Genomic DNA, 15,105 nt, shown 5'->3' with positions numbered 1-15,105 from the left:
GCGCCCGGGCGAGTGCTGATCGACCGCTCACGGGACACGCTGCTGTTGCCAGATGTCTTATATATGATGCATTATCTTGGCGAGATCGCGACGCCGTACGCGGACGGGAGTTCGTTGCGCGTGGCTGGAGAAGCGCCGGGAAGAGCGCAGGACGGCTGAGACACAGACCAGAGCGCGGTACGGTCGCGTCGACAGGCGGCCCAAGCCGCGGCGCCAGGGAGGATGGATGGACACGGGTCAGCCTCTTCTGGAGGTCGACGGCGTCACGCTCCGCTACAAGACGCCCGATCACCTCGTCACGGCCACCTACCGGGTGAGCTTCCGGGTCTGGCCCGGAGACCGGTTCGTGCTGCTCGGGCCTTCGGGCTGCGGGAAGTCGACCCTGCTCAAGGCGGTGGGCGGCTACATGGCCCCCACCGAGGGCGAGATCCGGCTCAAGGGCCGGCCCGTGACCGAGCCCGGCCCCGACCGGATGATGGTGTTCCAGGAATTCGACCAGCTCCTGCCCTGGAAGACGGTCCGGCAGAACGTGGTCTTCGCCCTCGAAGCCTCCGGCCGGCTGAAAGGCCGCGCGGCCCTGGAGCGGGCGAACCTGTACATCGACAAGGTCAATCTCACGAAGTTCGCCGACAGCTACCCGCACACCCTCTCGGGCGGCATGAAGCAGCGCGTCGCCATCGCCCGCGGCATGGCGATGGAGCCCGACATCCTGCTGATGGACGAGCCCTTCGCGGCGCTCGACGCCCTGACCCGGCGGCGCATGCAGGACGAGCTGCTGATGCTGTGGGAGGGCACGCGCTTCACCGTGCTGTTCGTCACCCACTCGATCCCGGAAGCGATCAAGGTCGGCTCGCGCATCCTGCTGCTCTCGCCCCATCCCGGCGAGGTGAAGGCGGAGCTCAACAGCGCGGACTCGCCGGAGGCCGCGATGGGGCTGGAGAACCGGATCCAGCAGATGCTGTTCTCGGAAGAGATTGAGGAGGCGGAGAATGTCTAGCGCGCCCGTCCTGACCGGCCTGCCGCGCGCCGCACCCGCGCGCCCGTCCGCCGCGGAGCCGAGCCGGCCCGAGATCGTGCGCGAGACCGGCCACGCCCACGGCGCCACGGTGGTGGAGAAGCCCCTGTCGGTCGCCGAGCGGCTCTACAACCAGGCGTGGCTGCGCAAGATCGTGATCCTCGTCCTCCTGGCCGGAATCTGGGAGGCTTACGGGCGCTACCTCGACAACGACCTCCTGTTCCCGACTTTCTCGGCGACGGTGGAGGCCTTCTTCCGGGGCATCGCCGACGGCACGCTGCCGGCCCGGGCCTGGACCTCGCTCAAGGTCCTGCTGATGGGCTACGCCGCGGGCGTCGCCCTGGCGACCGTGCTCACCGGCATCGCCATCGCGTCGCGGATCGGGACCGACTTTCTCGAGACGCTGACCTCGATGTTCAATCCGCTGCCGGCGATCGCGCTGCTGCCGCTGGCGCTGATCTGGTTCGGCCTGGGCAACGGCAGCCTGATCTTCGTCCTCATCCACTCGGTGACCTGGGCGATCGCGCTGAACACCCATTCGGGCTTCCTGTCGGTGAGCCGGACGCTGAAGATGGTCGGCCGCAATTACGGGCTGTCCGGTCCGCGGCTGATCGGCAAGATCCTGATCCCGGCGGCCTTCCCGTCGATCCTCACCGGCCTGAAGGTCGGCTGGGCGTTCGCGTGGCGCACATTGATCGCGGCCGAGCTGGTCTTCGGGGTGTCGTCCGGGGCGGGCGGGCTCGGCTGGTTCATCTTCGAGAACAAGAACATGCTCGACATCCCGAACGTGTTCGCCGGGCTGCTCACCGTCATACTGATCGGCCTCGTCGTCGAGAACCTGATCTTCCAGACGATTGAGCGGCGCACGGTTCAGCGCTGGGGCATGCAGGCCTGAGCGGCGGGTGGCAGGCCGGTCGTCCGGCGCGAACTTCGCACTCCGCGCGCGGTGACTTCGCGGCGCGCTCGTCGAGCCGTTCAAGGCGCGCTTTCGCTCAGTCCATCTGCGGGTGATCGCGCGCAGTCGGACGCCCTCCCCGCCTTCCGGGTGCGGGGCAAGTCATGTATATGACACATGAGTGTTGACAGACTTCGCGCCGGGCGTATCCTCGACCCGACGCCGACGAACTCGCGAGAGACAAGAGCGGCGCAACAACCGGTGAGGAACGCCATGACGGCACGGGGCATCATCCGGCTCGTCGGGACGGTCGCGGCCCTGTGCGTGACGATCGGCGCCGCCCGCGCCGAGGTCTCGACCGTCCGACTCGCCAAACAGTTCGGGATCTCCTACCTGCCGCTGACGGTGATGGAGGAGGAGGGCCTGCTCGAAAAGCAGGCCAAGGGGCGCGGCCTCGACCTGAAGGCTGAGTGGCTGCGGTTCACCGGCGGCTCGGGGATGAACGAGGCCCTGCTCTCCGGCAACCTCGACTTCGCCTCGGGCGGCGTGGGCCCGTTCCTGACGATCTGGGGCCGGACCCAGGGGAACATAAAGGTCAAGGGCGTGGCGGCGCTGAACGCGATGCCGCTCTGGCTGGTGACCACCAATCCCGCGGTCAAGTCGATCAAGGACTTCGGCTCCCAGGACAAGATCGCGCTGCCGACCGCCAAGACCTCGATTCAGGCGATCACCCTGCAGATGGCCGCCGAGAAGGCCTTCGGGCCCGGCCAGCAGGCCAAGCTCGATCCGCTCACCGTGTCGATGGGGCACCCGGACGCGCAGACCGCCCTGATGGGTGGCCGCTCGGAGATCACGGCGCATTTCGGCTCCCCGCCCTTCCAGGAGATGGAGCTGAAGGACCCGCGAGCGCACAAGGTGCTCGACAGCTACGACGTCATGGGCGGTCCCCACACCTTCAACCTCGTCTGGGCCTCCAGCCGCTTCGTCACGGCCAATCCCAAGGTCACCGCGTCCTTCCTTGCGGCCCTGGAGGACAGCCTGAAGCTGATCCGGGACGATCCCGCGAAGGCCGCTGCGCTCTGGATCAAGGCGGAAGGCGCGAACATCTCGCCGGAGGAGGCGGAAGCCCTCATCCGCGCCCCGCAGAATGCCTGGACCACTAAGCCCCAGCGCATGACCGACTATCTCGCGTACATGAACCGCGCCGGACTGGTCTCCGCCACGGCCTCCAGCGACGCCGAGCTATTCTTCCCCGCGCCGGCGGCGGGCGATGCCCCGAAGGAGGCCACGCGGTGACGGCCCCCGTCGATCACGCCGCCGTCGGGCTGAGCGCCACCGAGGCGCTGCGGGTGCGGGTCCAGCGCGGCGACGGGGTCGCGGACTACGTGGTGCCGCGCCGGGCCAACCAGACGGTGCTCGACGTCGTAACCGAGATCCAGCGCGACCAGGACCCGACGCTCGCCTACCGCTTCGCCTGCCGGGTCGGCATGTGCGGCTCCTGCGGCATGACGGTGAACGGGCGTCCGCGCTGGACCTGCCGCACCCGGGTCGCCGCGGTGGCGCCGGACGGGGTGCTGACCCTCGAGCCCCTGCGCAACCTGCCGGTGGTGAAGGATCTCGCGGTCGACATGGAGCCCTTCTTCGAGAAGTGGCGCCGGGCCCATGGCTATTTCGAGCCGGGCGAGAACCCGCCCGACGATTTCGCGACGGTCGCGCCGAGTTCGCCCGCCCGCCAGGAGGTCGATGCCGGCATCGAGTGCATCAATTGCGGCGTCTGCTACGCCGCCTGCGATCTGGTGACGTGGAACCCCGACTATCTCGGGCCGGCGGCCCTCAACCGGGCCTGGACGCTGGTCAACGACGTGCGCGACCGCGACCGGGATCGGCTCGTCGCGGTGGCGGGCGATGCCGGCTGCCATTCCTGCCACAGCCACATGAGCTGCACCGAGCACTGCCCGAAGGGCCTGAGCCCGACCTTCTCGATCGCGGGCCTGAAGCGCGAGACCGGCAAGGCGGCGCTGCGCCGGTTCTGGAGGCGCGGATGAGCTCGCTCCTGTATCTCGCCCAGCGCGGCACCGCGGCGATCCTGGCGGTCACGGTCGCGGTCCATCTCGGCACGATCCTCTACGCGGTGCGCGGCGGGCTCACGGCGGGCGAGATCCTGGGCCGGACGCACGGCAACCTCGCCTTCCTGCTGTTCTACGCGGTCTTCGTTCTGGCCGCCGCGATCCACGCCCCGATCGGCCTGCGCAGCATCCTGCGCGAGTGGACCGGCTGGCGCGGCCGCTCCCTCGACTTCGCCATGATCGCCCTCTCGGCCCTGCTCGCCGGTCTGGGCCTGCGTGCGGCACTCGCGGTGTATGTAGCATGAGGACCGCCACGAGCACGGCCGGGCGGACCGGCATCACCCGCGCGTCCCTGCGCAGGCCCGGCTTTGCCGCCGCGCTGATCCACCGGCTCTCGGGGATCGCCCTGGCGCTGTTCCTGCCGATGCACTTCATTGCGCTCGGCACCGCGCTCCAGGGTGCCGACCGGCTGGAGAGCTTCCTCGGCCTCACCCATAACGGCTTCGTCCGCACGGCCGAATGGGGCCTCGTCTGCGCGCTCGCCGTCCACATGGCGTTCGGCCTGCGGGTCCTCGCCATCGAGTGGCTGCGCTTCCGCGAGCGCAATGCCCTTGTCGTGTCGGGCTGCCTTGCGACCGCTTTCGCGGTCGGCCTCCTATTCCTTCTCAGCGGGGCCTGACCGTCGCCCCTGCCCATCGTCCTCGCCAGCGGAGACCCGCCATGGATCTCGACATCCGCGAATTCGAGGAGGTCTGCCGCGACCTCTACGTCCGCGCCCTGAAGATCCTGCCGCCCGACATCAAGACCGGCTTCGCCGACCTGCAGCGGGCCGAGACCAGCGCCACCGGCCGCGCCATCCTCGAAACGATGGTGGAGAACGTCGCGGTCGCGGAACGCACGAAAAATATCCTCTGCCAGGATACCGGCATCCCGATCTACAACGTCGTGATCGGCGCCGACGTGCGCTTCGACGGCGCCGCCCTGAAGGCCGCGATCCGGCGCGGCTGCGAGCGGGCCACGAAGGAGTTCTCCCTGCGCTCCTCGGTGGTCCACCCGATCACCCGCAAGAACGAGCAGACCTCCTGCGGCATCCGCGTGCCGATCATCCACGTCGATTTCGACGACCGGCCCGAGACCGTGGCCGTCGAGATGATCCCGAAGGGCTCCGGCTCCGAGAACGGATCCTTCCTGCAGATGCTGCTGCCTTCGGACGGGATCGGCGCGGCCAAGCGTTTCGTCATCGACCGGGTCATCGAGCTAGGCGGCCGGGTCTGCCCGCCGACCATCGTGGGCGTAGGGCTCGGGGGCACCTCGGACCTGTGCATGCACCTCGCCAAGGTGGCGGCGACCCGGCCGCTGCGCTCCGTCTGCTCCGATCCCGAAGGCGCCCGGATCGAGGCCGAGCTGTCGCGGGCGGTGAACGAATTGGGCATCGGCCCGCAGGGGCTCGGGGGCCGTTCCACGAGCTTCGCCGTCCATGTTGAACTCGCCGCGACCCACATCACCCAGAACCCGGTCGCCGTGAACATCCAGTGCCACTCGGCCCGCCGCGCCCGCGCGACGCTCACGCCCGGCGGCATCGCGTTCGATTGAGGAGCAGACCGTGGCCCACCACGTCCTCGATATGCCGGCCGGCGAGGCCGAGATCCGGGCGCTCCGGATCGGCGACACCGTCACCCTGCGGCGCTGGCTGTTCGGCATCCGCGACGCGACCCTGATCCACATGTTCGACCGGGACCGCCGCACCCGGCTCGACCTCAACGGCCACGCGGTGATCCACACCGCGCCGAACGTCCACCGCGTCCCGGTCTCCAACGAGGCGCCGGTCGGCTTCGCGCCGTTCTGCATCGGCACCACCACGTCGATGCGCATGGAGCGCTTCACCGACGCGCTGATGGAGCGGGAGGGCGTGCGCCTCATCGTCGGCAAGGGCGGCATGGGACCGGCGACCCTCGACGCCTTCGCCCGGCGCGGCGGCGCCTATCTGGCGATCGTCGGCGGCGCGGCGGCGCTGGAGACCACCTGGATCGAGACCATCGTGGACGTCGACCTCGACGACCTCCACCCCGAGAGCCTGTGGCAGTTCGCGATCCGTGATTTTGGGCCGCTGCTGGTGGGGATGGATTCCCACGGCGGCTCGCTCTTCGCCGACGTGCAGCGCGACGTGGCCGCTCGGCGCGATGCCGTCATCGCCTCCCTGGAAGACGCACGATGAGCCCCGAGCCGGTCGAGACCGACATCCTGATCCTCGGCTCCGGCGGGGCCGGGCTGTTCGCGGCGCTCCATGCCAAGAAGGTCGCGCCCGACCTCGACGTCACCGTCGCGGTGAAGGGTCTGCTGGGGAAATGCGGCTGCACCCGCATGGTCCAGGGCGGCTACAACGTCGCGCTGGCGCCGGGCGACTCGGTCGAGCGGCACTTCATGGACACGATCGAGGGCGGCAAGTGGCTGAACGACCAAGCGCTCGCCTGGACGCTCGTCACCGAGGCGCAGGTGCGGATCCGCGAGCTGGAGACCGAGCTCGGCTGCTTCTTCGACCGCAACCCGGACGGCAGCGTCCACCAGAAGGCGTTCGCCGGTCAGACCTTCGACCGGACGGTGCATAAGGGCGACCTCACCGGCATCGAGATCATCAACCGCCTGTCCGAGCAGGTCTGGCGCCGGAACGTGCGCCGCCTGGAGGACCACCGCGCCCTGGAGCTGATCCCGGCCCGGGACGGATCGGGACTGGCGGGCGTGCTGATGCTCGACATGCGCACCGGCGAACCGAAGCTGGTGCGGGCCAAGGCCGTGCTGCTCGCCACCGGCGGCGGGCCGACCATGTACAAGTACCACACGCCCTCCGGCGACAAGTCCTGCGACGGGCTCGCCATGGCGTTGCGCGCCGGGCTCCCCTTACGCGACATGGAGATGGTTCAGTTCCACCCGACCGGGCTGCTCGCCGGCGCCGGCACCCGCATGACCGGGACGGTGCTGGAGGAGGGCCTGCGCGGGGCCGGCGGCTGGCTCCTCGATTCCACCGGCCAGCGCTTCATGGAGGCCTACGACACGCGGGCCGAGCGGGCGACCCGGGACGTGGTCAGCCGCTCCATCATGCGGCGGCTGCGCGAGGGCTTCGCCACGCCGAGTGGGGGCGTCCACATCCAGATGAGCCACCTCGGGCCCGAGGACGTGCGCCGCCGGTTCAAGGGCATGGTCGAGCGCTGCGCCGATTGCGGCTTCGACCTCGCGGGCGGGCTCGTCGAGGTCATCCCCACCGCCCATTACATGATGGGCGGCCTTCAGTTCGCCGTCGACTGCACCACCGCGCTGCCGCGCCTCTTCGCAGCCGGCGAGGACACCGGCGGCGTCCACGGGGCGAACCGGCTGGGTGGCAACGGCGTGGCGAACTCCACGGTATTCGGGGGGCTCGCCGGCCAGTCCATGGCGCGGGCCGTGACGCGCGAGGGTCGCCTCGCCGAGCCCGATCCCGCCGCCATCGAGGCGGGCCTCGCCCGCGCCTACGGCCCGCTCGGCCGGCCAGCGGAGTCGCTGCCGGAGATCCGCGAGGCGCTCTACGAGACGATGTGGGCCGATGTCGGCATCCTGCGGGACGCGGCCGGGCTGACCCGGGCGCTCGCCACTCTCGACGGCCTCTCCGACGCGGTCGCCCGGGCCGGCGCGCCGGACGGCGACCGCCGCTACGCGCTCACCTGGATGGACCGGCTGAACCTTGAGAACCTCGTCCTGGTCTCGCAGGCGGTCGCCCGGGCGGCGCTCGCCCGCACCGACAGCCGCGGCGCCCACTTCCGCGAGGACTTCCCGGAGACCTCGGATCTCGCGACCTCGCACTTCACCGTGGTGCGCCAGCGCGGCGGCGCCCTCGACCTCGCGATGGAGCCGGTGCACTTCACCCATGTCCGGCCGGGGGGCTCCCTCCTCGACGCGGCCGCCTGAGGGGGCTTGAACCATGCAGACCCTGCGCGGCGCCGACATCGTGGCCCGGGCCCTGGAGGCGCTCGGCGTCACCCGGATCTTCACACTCTCCGGCAACCACATCATGCCGGTCTTCGACGCCCTACTGGAGACCGGGATCAGCCTCGTCCACACCCGCCAGGAGGCGGCCTGCGTCCACATGGCCGATGCCTGGGGCCGGCTGACCGGCGAGGTCGGCGTCGCTCTGGTCACGGGCGGACAGGGCCACACCAACGGCGCGGCGGCGCTCACCACGGCGCTTGCGGCGGATTCGCCCGTGCTGCTGCTCTCGGGCCATGCGGGCCTGTCCGAGCTCGGGCGGGGCGCCTTCCAGGAGCTGGCCCAGGCCGACATCGCCCGGCCGATGACCAAGGCGGCCTGGACCGCCGGGTCGGTCGCGGCGCTCGGGCCGGACCTCGCCCGGGCCTTCCGGATCGCCCGCGAGGGGCGGCCCGGCCCGGTCCATCTCAGCCTGCCGGTCGACCTGCTGGACAAGTCCGTCCCCGCCGCCTCGGTGCGGATCCCGGACCGGGCCGCGGCGGCCATCCGGGCCGCCGAGCCGGCGCCGGACCTCGTGGCCGACCTGCGCGCCGCCCTGGCCGAGGCGGAACGGCCGCTCATTGTGTGCGGCCCGGCCCTGTGCGACGCCTCCGGCCGGGCCGCCATGGCGGCGCTGGAGGAGACGCTCGGCCTGCCGGTCGTCGGCATGGAGAGCCCACGCGGGATCAACGATCCGGCGCTCGGCGCCTTCGCCGAGGTCCTGGCGCGGACCGATCTCCTCGTGCTCCTCGGCAAGCCGCTCGACTTCACCCTGCGCTTCGGCGCGGCCCCTGCCCTCGCGCCCGACTGCCGCTTCGCCCTCGTCGATCCCGATCCGGCGCTCCTCGCCCGCGCGCCGGCCGACCGCTTCGCCGTCTCGGGCCTCGCCGATCCACGGCCGGTGCTGGCGGCGCTGACCGCCCGCGGCACCGCCCTCCCCCGCCGGGACGCTTGGCACCGGGAGGCGCGGGCTGCCCTAGCCTACCGGCCCCCCGGCTGGGCGGATCTGCGCGGGACCGACGGGCGCCTGCACCCGGTGGAATTGTGCCGGGCGGTCGACGCTTTCCTGGAACGCTATCCGGACGGCACGCTGATCTGCGACGGCGGCGAGATCGGCCAGTGGCCGCAGGCCCTGGTCCGCGCCGGGCGCCGGCTGATCAACGGCGTCTCGGGCACGATCGGCGCGTCGATCCCCTTCGCGATCGCCGCCGCGCTGGAGCGCCCCGGCGCCCCGGTGGTCGCGGTGCTGGGCGACGGCACCTTCGGCTTCCACATGGCCGAGTTCGACACGGCCGTGCGCTATCGGATCCCGTTCATCGCGGTGGTGGGCAACGACGCGCGCTGGAACGCCGAGCACCAGATCCAGCTGCGCAGCTACGGACCCGGACGGACGCGCCACTGCGACCTGCTCCCGACCCGCTACGACGCGGTGGTGCAGGCGCTCGGCGGCTTCGGCGCGCTGGTCACCGAGGCCGCCGCCCTCCCGGCGGCCCTTGAGGCGGCCCAGGCCAGCGGCCTGCCGGCCTGCATCAACGTGACGATCGAGAGCGTGGCGGCACCGGCGATCCGCCGCCCCGGCTGAGGAACACCGCTTAGGAGGGGGGATCATGCGCAGACGCGACGTTCTGGCGGGGGCTGCGGCGCTCCTGGCGAGCCCCGGCCCGGGGCGGGCCGAGGAGGTCGGCGCGGTGGCGATCGCCCGCCAGCCGAGCCTCGGCCACCTGCCGCTGATGCTGATGGAGGAGCAGGGCCTGCTCCAGAAGGCCGCGGCCGCCCGCGGCGTGGCGGGGCTCCAGGCCCGCTACCTCACCCTCGCGGGCGGCGCGGCGATGAACGACGCCCTGCTCTCCGGGCAGATCCAGTTCGCGGCCGGTGGCGTGCCGCCCCTCGTGCTGCTCTGGTCGAAGACCGAGGGCACCGCCATGGCGGTGAAGGGCGTGGCGGCGATGAACAGCATGCCGCTCCTGATGAACTCCAGCAACCCGAAGGTGCGCACGCTCGCCGACTTCACCGACCGGGACAAGATCGCGCTCCCCGCCGTCAAGGTCTCGGTCCAAGCGATGTTCCTGCAGATGGCGGCCGAGAAGGAGCTCGGCGCGGCCCATCGCAACGACCTCGACCGGCTCACCATCACCCTCTCCCATCCCGACGGAATGGCAGCGCTCCTCGGGGGCAGCGAGGTGACGGCCCATTTCACCGCCGCGCCGATCCAGGAGCTGGAGCTGCGCCGGCCCGGCATCCGCACGGTGCTCAACAGCTTCGACGTCCTGGGCGAGCCCTCGACCTTCAACGTCGTCTGGGCCTCCGCGGCCTTCGCGGCGGCCAGTCCCCGCGTCTTCGAGGCGTTCGGCGCCGCCCTCGACGAGGCCCTCGCGGGGATCGTGGCCGACAAGGCGGAGGCGGCCCGCGCCTACGTGCGCCTCGCCCGCGACGGGAGCGATGTCGGCCTCATCACCGAGATCCTGAACGACCCGCAGGTCTCCTTCACGGCGACGCCCCGGGCCATCGGCAAGGTCGCGGACTTCATGGCCCGCACCGGCACGATCCGCCGCCGCCCGGACAGCTGGAAGGACCTGTTCTTCGCGGGCGTTCACGACAAGGCCGGGAGCTGAGCCGCCCAGGCGGCCGCCTCAACCCTGCAGCAGGCCGGGTAGCGCCAGCGCGGTGGTGGTCAGCCCGATCGCCGCGAGCAGGGCCAGGACGAGGGTGCGGAAGCGCCGCTGGTCGATCCGGGCGAACAGCGAGAGCCCGGCGAGCACGCTCACCAGCACCACCGGCAGCGCCAGCGCCAAGTCGCCGACGAGTTCGGGCGGGATCGGGTCGAGGTAGACGAGGATCGAGAAGGCCCAGACCTGCATCACCAGGGTGAAGGACTGGTAGACCGCCCGCTGGGTGCGCGGATCCCAGCCGCGCACGAGGCTCCAGGCCGTCGGCAGGGCCCCGGACAGCCCCGCGATGCCGCCCAGCACGCCGCCGAGGAAGCCGATCGCACCGTCGCTCCAGCGATTGCCGAAGCCCACCCGGTAATCGGCGCGCAGCAGGGCGATGCCGCCGCTGTAGAGGACCAGGAAGGCGCCGATGGCGACCTTGATGAAGCGCGGGTCCAGATCGTGCAGCAGGTGGATGCCGATCGGCGCCCCGACGAGGCCGGGCAGGATCATCGCGAAGGCGGTGCCCCGCGGCGGCCAGGTGCGCAGCCGCAGGATCGAGATCACCTGCGAGAGGATGCTGCAGACGAGCACCAGGGCGGTCGCCTCGACGGGCGTGCGGATCGACAGCAGCGTGCCGGAGGCGATCAGCGCGAAGGCGAAGCCCGTGAGGCCCGAGATCACGCCGGCGCAGCCAACACACAGGATGAGGAGGAGTGTCTCGTTCACCGCGGGCGTCCGGCCCAGCCGATGCCCTGCGCAGGCGCGCTACCCATCCTCGTCCTCCCGGCCGGCGTCCCGCCGAAGGCGAGCCGCTCATGATATGTAACTTATATAAGACATCACGTGAGGAGCAAGGCGTGTTTGCCGCGCGAGAGATCTGGGAGACTGCTCGGACGGACGCTCGCTGATCGCTTCGTGCGCTCGATGGGACAGGCAGTCCAGACCTGCCACGCGCCCTCCTTCCCTCGCAGAGGCTTGCGGATTCACGCTTCTCTGCCCGACACTCAACCCTCTCTGAACAAAGCGCTTTTCCCTCCATCTTGTGGAGAGGGGCCAGGGGTGGGGGTGGAGCAGAAAGCGCCAGCGCGCTCGATCCTGCACCACCCCCACCTCCAGCTCCTCCCCACAAGCTCGAGCGATCCCGGGCAAGCCCGAAATTGCCAGGGGAGGAGAGCGCGTCGGCGTAGATGTGTGAATATCGTAGCCCGCAGAGGGGGAGGGAGACGCGCGGAGCCGGATCGCGCCTCGAACAATGAATTCGACCTCCCCACTCAATCACCCGTTGACGTCCACCGCCTCATGGATCTTATATAAGACCAGTCGCCGCCGAGAAGCCGACGACAGCTATTAGGAGGACCGCATGAGCAGCCACGCCGCGTCCGGCGAGGGGCACCGCAAGCCGCATCTTCTCGCCCATTCCCCCCAGGACAACGTCGCCGTCGCGGTGATCGAGGGCCTGAGCGCGAACACCGACGCCTTTGGGGTGGTCACCGAGAACGACTCCACCTTCGCGGTCCATGTCCGCCACGACATCCCGATCGGCCACAAGGTCGCGCTCACCGACCTGAAGGCCGGCGATACGGCCATCAAGTACGGCCAGGACATCGGCAAGGTCATCAAGGACGTCGCCAAGGGCGAGCACGTCCATGTCCACAACGTCAAGACGAAGCGCTGGTGAGGTGACGATGTTCAAGGAAGCCGCTCAGCTCGAACACGAGATCGCCACCCCCTTCGTCGGCGGTGCGCCCGATCAGTTCGCCACCAAGGCGCTCGCGACCAAGCGCGCCTCGCAGGACTACAAGGCCGCCACCTTCATGGGCTGGCGCCGGGAGAACGGCCGGGTCGGCGTGCGCAACCACGTCGTGCTCCTGCCGCTGGACGATCTGTCCAACGCCGCCTGCGAGGCGGTCGCCAACAATGTGAAGGGCACGATGGCGCTGCCCCACGCCTACGGCCGGCTCCAGTTCGGCGAGGATCTGGACCTCCACTTCCGCACCCTGATCGGTATCGGCTCGAACCCGAACGTCGCCGCCGTCGTGGTGATCGGCATCGAGGACCAATGGACCAACCGCGTGGTCGAGGGCATCGCCAAGACCGGCAAGCCGGTGGTCGGCTTCGGCATCGAGGGCCACGGCGACATTGCGATCGTCGCCAAGGCGAGCTACCAAGCCAAGCGCTTCGTGCAGTGGGCCACCGAGCTCCAGCGCGAGGAATGCCCGATCGCCGACCTCTGGGTCTCGACCAAGTGCGGCGAGTCCGACACCACCACGGGCCTCGCCTCCTGCCCCACGGTCGGCAACATGTACGACAAGCTGATCCCGCACGGGATCTACGGGGTGTTCGGCGAGACCTCCGAGATCACCGGCGCAGAGCACCTCTGTCGGGAGCGGGCGATCAGCCCCGAAATCTCCGACAAGTGGTACACGATGTGGAAGGCCTACCAGGACGACGTGATCGAGGCCCACAAGACCGACGATCTCTCGGACTCGCAGCCCACCAAGGGCAACATCGCGGGCGGACTCACCACGATCGAGGAGAAGGCGCTCGGCAACCTCGAGAAGATCGGCCACGAGTGCCGGTTCATCGACGCGCTGCAGCCCGCGGAGGCCCCCGCCAAGGGACCGGGCCTCTACTTCATGGATACGTCCTCGGCGGCGGCCGAGTGCGTCACCCTGATGGCGGCGGCCGGCTACGTGGTCCACACCTTCCCGACCGGTCAGGGCAACGTCATCGGCAACCCGATCGTCCCGGTGATCAAGATCACTGGCAATCCCCGGACCGTGCGGACCATGGGCGAGCATATCGACGTCGACGTCTCGGGCGTGCTCACCCGCGAGATGACCATCCCGCAGGCCGGCGACGCGCTGATCGACATGGTGGTGCGCACCGCCAACGGCCGGCTCACGGCGGCCGAGTCCCTCGGCCACCGGGAGTTCGTGATGACGAAGCTCTACCGCAGCGCCTGACGCGCAAGTCGCGGACTCACCAGTCCCGCGCCCGCGGACCGCGATCCGGTCCGCGGGCGCGGCCCCGACGCCACGGGGTCAGGACCATGAGGGAGCGCACGACCGCGGGCGAAACCGCGGCGGCCTCCGTCCCGTCATTCTGGAGGAACGCATGAGGCTGCTTCGGTCGATCTACGGCCAGGTTCTGCTCGGCATCGCGCTGGGCATCGGCGTCGGCGTGGTCGCGCCCGACTTCGCGGTGGGCTGCAAGATCCTCGGCGACATGTTCATCAACCTGATCAAGATGATCGTCGCCCCCGTCATCTTCTGCACGGTCGTGGTCGGCATCGCGCATGTCGGCGACATGAAGAGCGTCGGCCGGATGGGCCTGAAGACCATCCTCTACTTCGAGGTCGCCACCACGGTGGCGCTCGCCGCCGGCCTCCTGTTCGTCAACCTGTTGCGGCCGGGCGACGGCGTGAACGCCACGGTCGACAGCCTCGACGCCAAGCTCGTGGCCGGCATCGCCGGCAAGGCCCACGCGCAGTCGCCGATGGAAATCGTCGCCAACATCATCCCGCACAGCGCGGTCGACGCCTTCGCCAAGGGCGACCTGATCCAGGTGATGTTCTTCTCGGTGCTCGTCGGCATGGGGCTGGCGATGCTGGGCCGGCGCGGCGAGTTCCCGCTCAAGGTGGTCCACGCCTTCGGCGACGTGCTGATGAAGGTCGTCGGCCTGATCATGCACTTCGCTCCCGTCGGCGCCTTCGGCGCGATGGCCTTCACGATCGGCAAGTTCGGTCTCGGCATCCTCGCCCAGTACGGGATGCTGATCGTCTCGCTCTACCTGACCTTCATCGTGTTCATCGCGGTCTTTCTCGGCGGCGTGATGCGGTTCTACGTCGGCCTGAGCCTGTGGAAGCTGTTCCGCTACACCCGCGAAGAGCTGTTCATCCTGCTCGGCACCACCAGTTCGGAATCGGTGCTGCCGCGGATCATGGCCAAGCTCAACGGGCTCGGCGTCGACAAGAGCGTCACCGGCCTCGTGATGCCGGCCGGCCTGTCCTTCAACATGGACGGCTCGTGCATCTACCTGACCATGGCGATCGGCTTCATCGCGCAGGCCCTCAACATCCCGCTGACCTGGGAGCAGGAACTCGGCATCCTGGCCATCGCGCTGGTGACCTCGAAGGGCGTGGCGGGCGTGGCGGGTGCCATCCTGTTCGTGCTGGCCGCGACGCTCCAGGCCTCGCAGCTCCTGCCGGTGGCGGGCATCGCGCTGATCATCGGGGTGGACCGCATCCTGAACGAGCTGCGCTGCGTGACCAACGCGGTCGGCAACATGGTGGCGACCCTGGTGATCGCCCGCTGGGAGGGCAAGATCGACCTCGCCCACGCCCGGGCGGTGCTCGACGGCCGCATCACCCCGAATCTCGATCTCCTCGACGATGAGGACGCGGTGGCGGACGCGATCCCCGCCCGCGAGCCGGCGGCGGCCTTCCGCCGCCCCCTCCCGGCCGCCGTGCCGGCGACCTGAGAA

Annotated in this window: 15 protein-coding genes; 14 read left to right on the top strand and 1 reads right to left on the bottom strand. The window is 70.1% G+C overall.

The window, feature by feature from the left end:
* The first annotated feature begins 226 nt into the window (after positions 1 to 226).
* From BLT59_RS16410 to BLT59_RS16360, 11 genes are all read left to right on the top strand, one after another.
* Positions 227 to 997: an ABC transporter ATP-binding protein gene (locus BLT59_RS16410; protein ID WP_091782280.1), complete on the top strand. Its 771-nt coding sequence runs from the start codon at positions 227 to 229 to the stop codon at positions 995 to 997.
* Entirely contained in the window at positions 990 to 1,910 is a 921-nt protein-coding gene (locus tag BLT59_RS16405) for an ABC transporter permease (protein WP_091782277.1), read from the top strand. The genes BLT59_RS16410 and BLT59_RS16405 overlap by 8 nt, the downstream gene beginning before the upstream one ends.
* Positions 1,911 to 2,183: 273 nt before the next feature.
* Positions 2,184 to 3,206, top strand: a complete 1,023-nt coding sequence (locus BLT59_RS16400; protein ID WP_091782274.1) for an ABC transporter substrate-binding protein — start codon at positions 2,184 to 2,186, stop codon at positions 3,204 to 3,206.
* A complete protein-coding gene (locus BLT59_RS16395) occupies positions 3,203 to 3,955 on the top strand; it encodes a succinate dehydrogenase/fumarate reductase iron-sulfur subunit (RefSeq protein ID WP_091782271.1) in 753 nt (250 codons plus the stop codon). The genes BLT59_RS16400 and BLT59_RS16395 overlap by 4 nt, the downstream gene beginning before the upstream one ends.
* Complete coding sequence (locus tag BLT59_RS16390) at positions 3,952 to 4,281, top strand: succinate dehydrogenase (protein WP_091782268.1); 330 nt, start codon at positions 3,952 to 3,954, stop codon at positions 4,279 to 4,281. Before BLT59_RS16395 ends, BLT59_RS16390 begins: the two co-directional genes overlap by 4 nt.
* On the top strand, positions 4,278 to 4,655 hold the full coding sequence (locus BLT59_RS16385; RefSeq protein ID WP_091782265.1) for a succinate dehydrogenase, cytochrome b556 subunit: 378 nt from the start codon (positions 4,278 to 4,280) through the stop codon (positions 4,653 to 4,655). The genes BLT59_RS16390 and BLT59_RS16385 overlap by 4 nt, the downstream gene beginning before the upstream one ends.
* Before the next feature lie 41 nt (positions 4,656 to 4,696).
* The gene (locus BLT59_RS16380) at positions 4,697 to 5,569 is read left to right on the top strand and encodes a fumarate hydratase (RefSeq protein ID WP_091782262.1); all 873 of its coding nucleotides are present in this window, start codon (positions 4,697 to 4,699) and stop codon (positions 5,567 to 5,569) included.
* A gap of 10 nt (positions 5,570 to 5,579) precedes the next feature.
* The gene (locus tag BLT59_RS16375) at positions 5,580 to 6,191 is read left to right on the top strand and encodes a fumarate hydratase C-terminal domain-containing protein (RefSeq protein WP_020094916.1); all 612 of its coding nucleotides are present in this window, start codon (positions 5,580 to 5,582) and stop codon (positions 6,189 to 6,191) included.
* Complete coding sequence (locus tag BLT59_RS16370; protein ID WP_091782259.1) at positions 6,188 to 7,912, top strand: L-aspartate oxidase; 1,725 nt, start codon at positions 6,188 to 6,190, stop codon at positions 7,910 to 7,912. Before BLT59_RS16375 ends, BLT59_RS16370 begins: the two co-directional genes overlap by 4 nt.
* Before the next feature lie 13 nt (positions 7,913 to 7,925).
* Positions 7,926 to 9,551, top strand: a complete 1,626-nt coding sequence (locus tag BLT59_RS16365; RefSeq protein WP_091782255.1) for a thiamine pyrophosphate-binding protein — start codon at positions 7,926 to 7,928, stop codon at positions 9,549 to 9,551.
* Between the two features lie 25 nt (positions 9,552 to 9,576).
* Positions 9,577 to 10,581, top strand: a complete 1,005-nt coding sequence (locus BLT59_RS16360; RefSeq protein WP_091782253.1) for an ABC transporter substrate-binding protein — start codon at positions 9,577 to 9,579, stop codon at positions 10,579 to 10,581.
* An 18-nt stretch (positions 10,582 to 10,599) separates the two neighbouring features.
* On the opposite strand, the gene BLT59_RS16355 is transcribed toward BLT59_RS16360, so the two are convergent.
* A complete protein-coding gene (locus tag BLT59_RS16355) occupies positions 10,600 to 11,346 on the bottom strand; it encodes a sulfite exporter TauE/SafE family protein (RefSeq protein WP_091782250.1) in 747 nt (248 codons plus the stop codon).
* 634 nt (positions 11,347 to 11,980) lie between these two features.
* On the opposite strand from BLT59_RS16355, the gene BLT59_RS16350 reads away from it, so the two are divergent.
* The 3 genes from BLT59_RS16350 to BLT59_RS16340 all read left to right on the top strand — a co-directional run bounded on the left by BLT59_RS16350 (position 11,981) and on the right by BLT59_RS16340 (position 15,102).
* Entirely contained in the window at positions 11,981 to 12,298 is a 318-nt protein-coding gene (locus BLT59_RS16350) for a UxaA family hydrolase (protein WP_010685100.1), read from the top strand.
* A 7-nt stretch (positions 12,299 to 12,305) separates the two neighbouring features.
* Positions 12,306 to 13,586 (top strand): UxaA family hydrolase, encoded by a 1,281-nt coding sequence (locus BLT59_RS16345; RefSeq protein ID WP_091782340.1) that lies wholly within the window; start codon positions 12,306 to 12,308, stop codon positions 13,584 to 13,586.
* Positions 13,587 to 13,737: 151 nt separating this feature from the next.
* Positions 13,738 to 15,102, top strand: coding sequence for a cation:dicarboxylate symporter family transporter (locus BLT59_RS16340; protein WP_091782247.1), 1,365 nt, complete (start codon positions 13,738 to 13,740; stop codon positions 15,100 to 15,102).
* Positions 15,103 to 15,105: the final 3 nt, after the last annotated feature.

It is taken from the genome of Methylobacterium sp. UNC378MF (assembly GCF_900103195.1).
GTDB lineage: Bacteria > Pseudomonadota > Alphaproteobacteria > Rhizobiales > Beijerinckiaceae > Methylobacterium.
This window is presented reverse-complemented; position numbering and strand designations above follow the sequence as displayed.

What these genes read in the sequence shown, in the direction of transcription:
- BLT59_RS16345 (WP_091782340.1), top strand. Translation starts at nt 12,306, where the DNA reads ATGTTCAAGGAAGCCGCTCAGCTCGAACACGAGATCGCCACCCCCTTC.
- BLT59_RS16380 (WP_091782262.1), top strand. Translation starts at nt 4,697, where the DNA reads ATGGATCTCGACATCCGCGAATTCGAGGAGGTCTGCCGCGACCTCTAC.
- BLT59_RS16350 (WP_010685100.1), top strand. Translation starts at nt 11,981, where the DNA reads ATGAGCAGCCACGCCGCGTCCGGCGAGGGGCACCGCAAGCCGCATCTT.
- BLT59_RS16400 (WP_091782274.1), top strand. Translation starts at nt 2,184, where the DNA reads ATGACGGCACGGGGCATCATCCGGCTCGTCGGGACGGTCGCGGCCCTG.
- BLT59_RS16340 (WP_091782247.1), top strand. Translation starts at nt 13,738, where the DNA reads ATGAGGCTGCTTCGGTCGATCTACGGCCAGGTTCTGCTCGGCATCGCG.
- BLT59_RS16360 (WP_091782253.1), top strand. Translation starts at nt 9,577, where the DNA reads ATGCGCAGACGCGACGTTCTGGCGGGGGCTGCGGCGCTCCTGGCGAGC.
- BLT59_RS16385 (WP_091782265.1), top strand. Translation starts at nt 4,278, where the DNA reads ATGAGGACCGCCACGAGCACGGCCGGGCGGACCGGCATCACCCGCGCG.
- BLT59_RS16390 (WP_091782268.1), top strand. Translation starts at nt 3,952, where the DNA reads ATGAGCTCGCTCCTGTATCTCGCCCAGCGCGGCACCGCGGCGATCCTG.
- BLT59_RS16370 (WP_091782259.1), top strand. Translation starts at nt 6,188, where the DNA reads ATGAGCCCCGAGCCGGTCGAGACCGACATCCTGATCCTCGGCTCCGGC.
- BLT59_RS16410 (WP_091782280.1), top strand. Translation starts at nt 227, where the DNA reads ATGGACACGGGTCAGCCTCTTCTGGAGGTCGACGGCGTCACGCTCCGC.
- BLT59_RS16405 (WP_091782277.1), top strand. Translation starts at nt 990, where the DNA reads ATGTCTAGCGCGCCCGTCCTGACCGGCCTGCCGCGCGCCGCACCCGCG.
- BLT59_RS16365 (WP_091782255.1), top strand. Translation starts at nt 7,926, where the DNA reads ATGCAGACCCTGCGCGGCGCCGACATCGTGGCCCGGGCCCTGGAGGCG.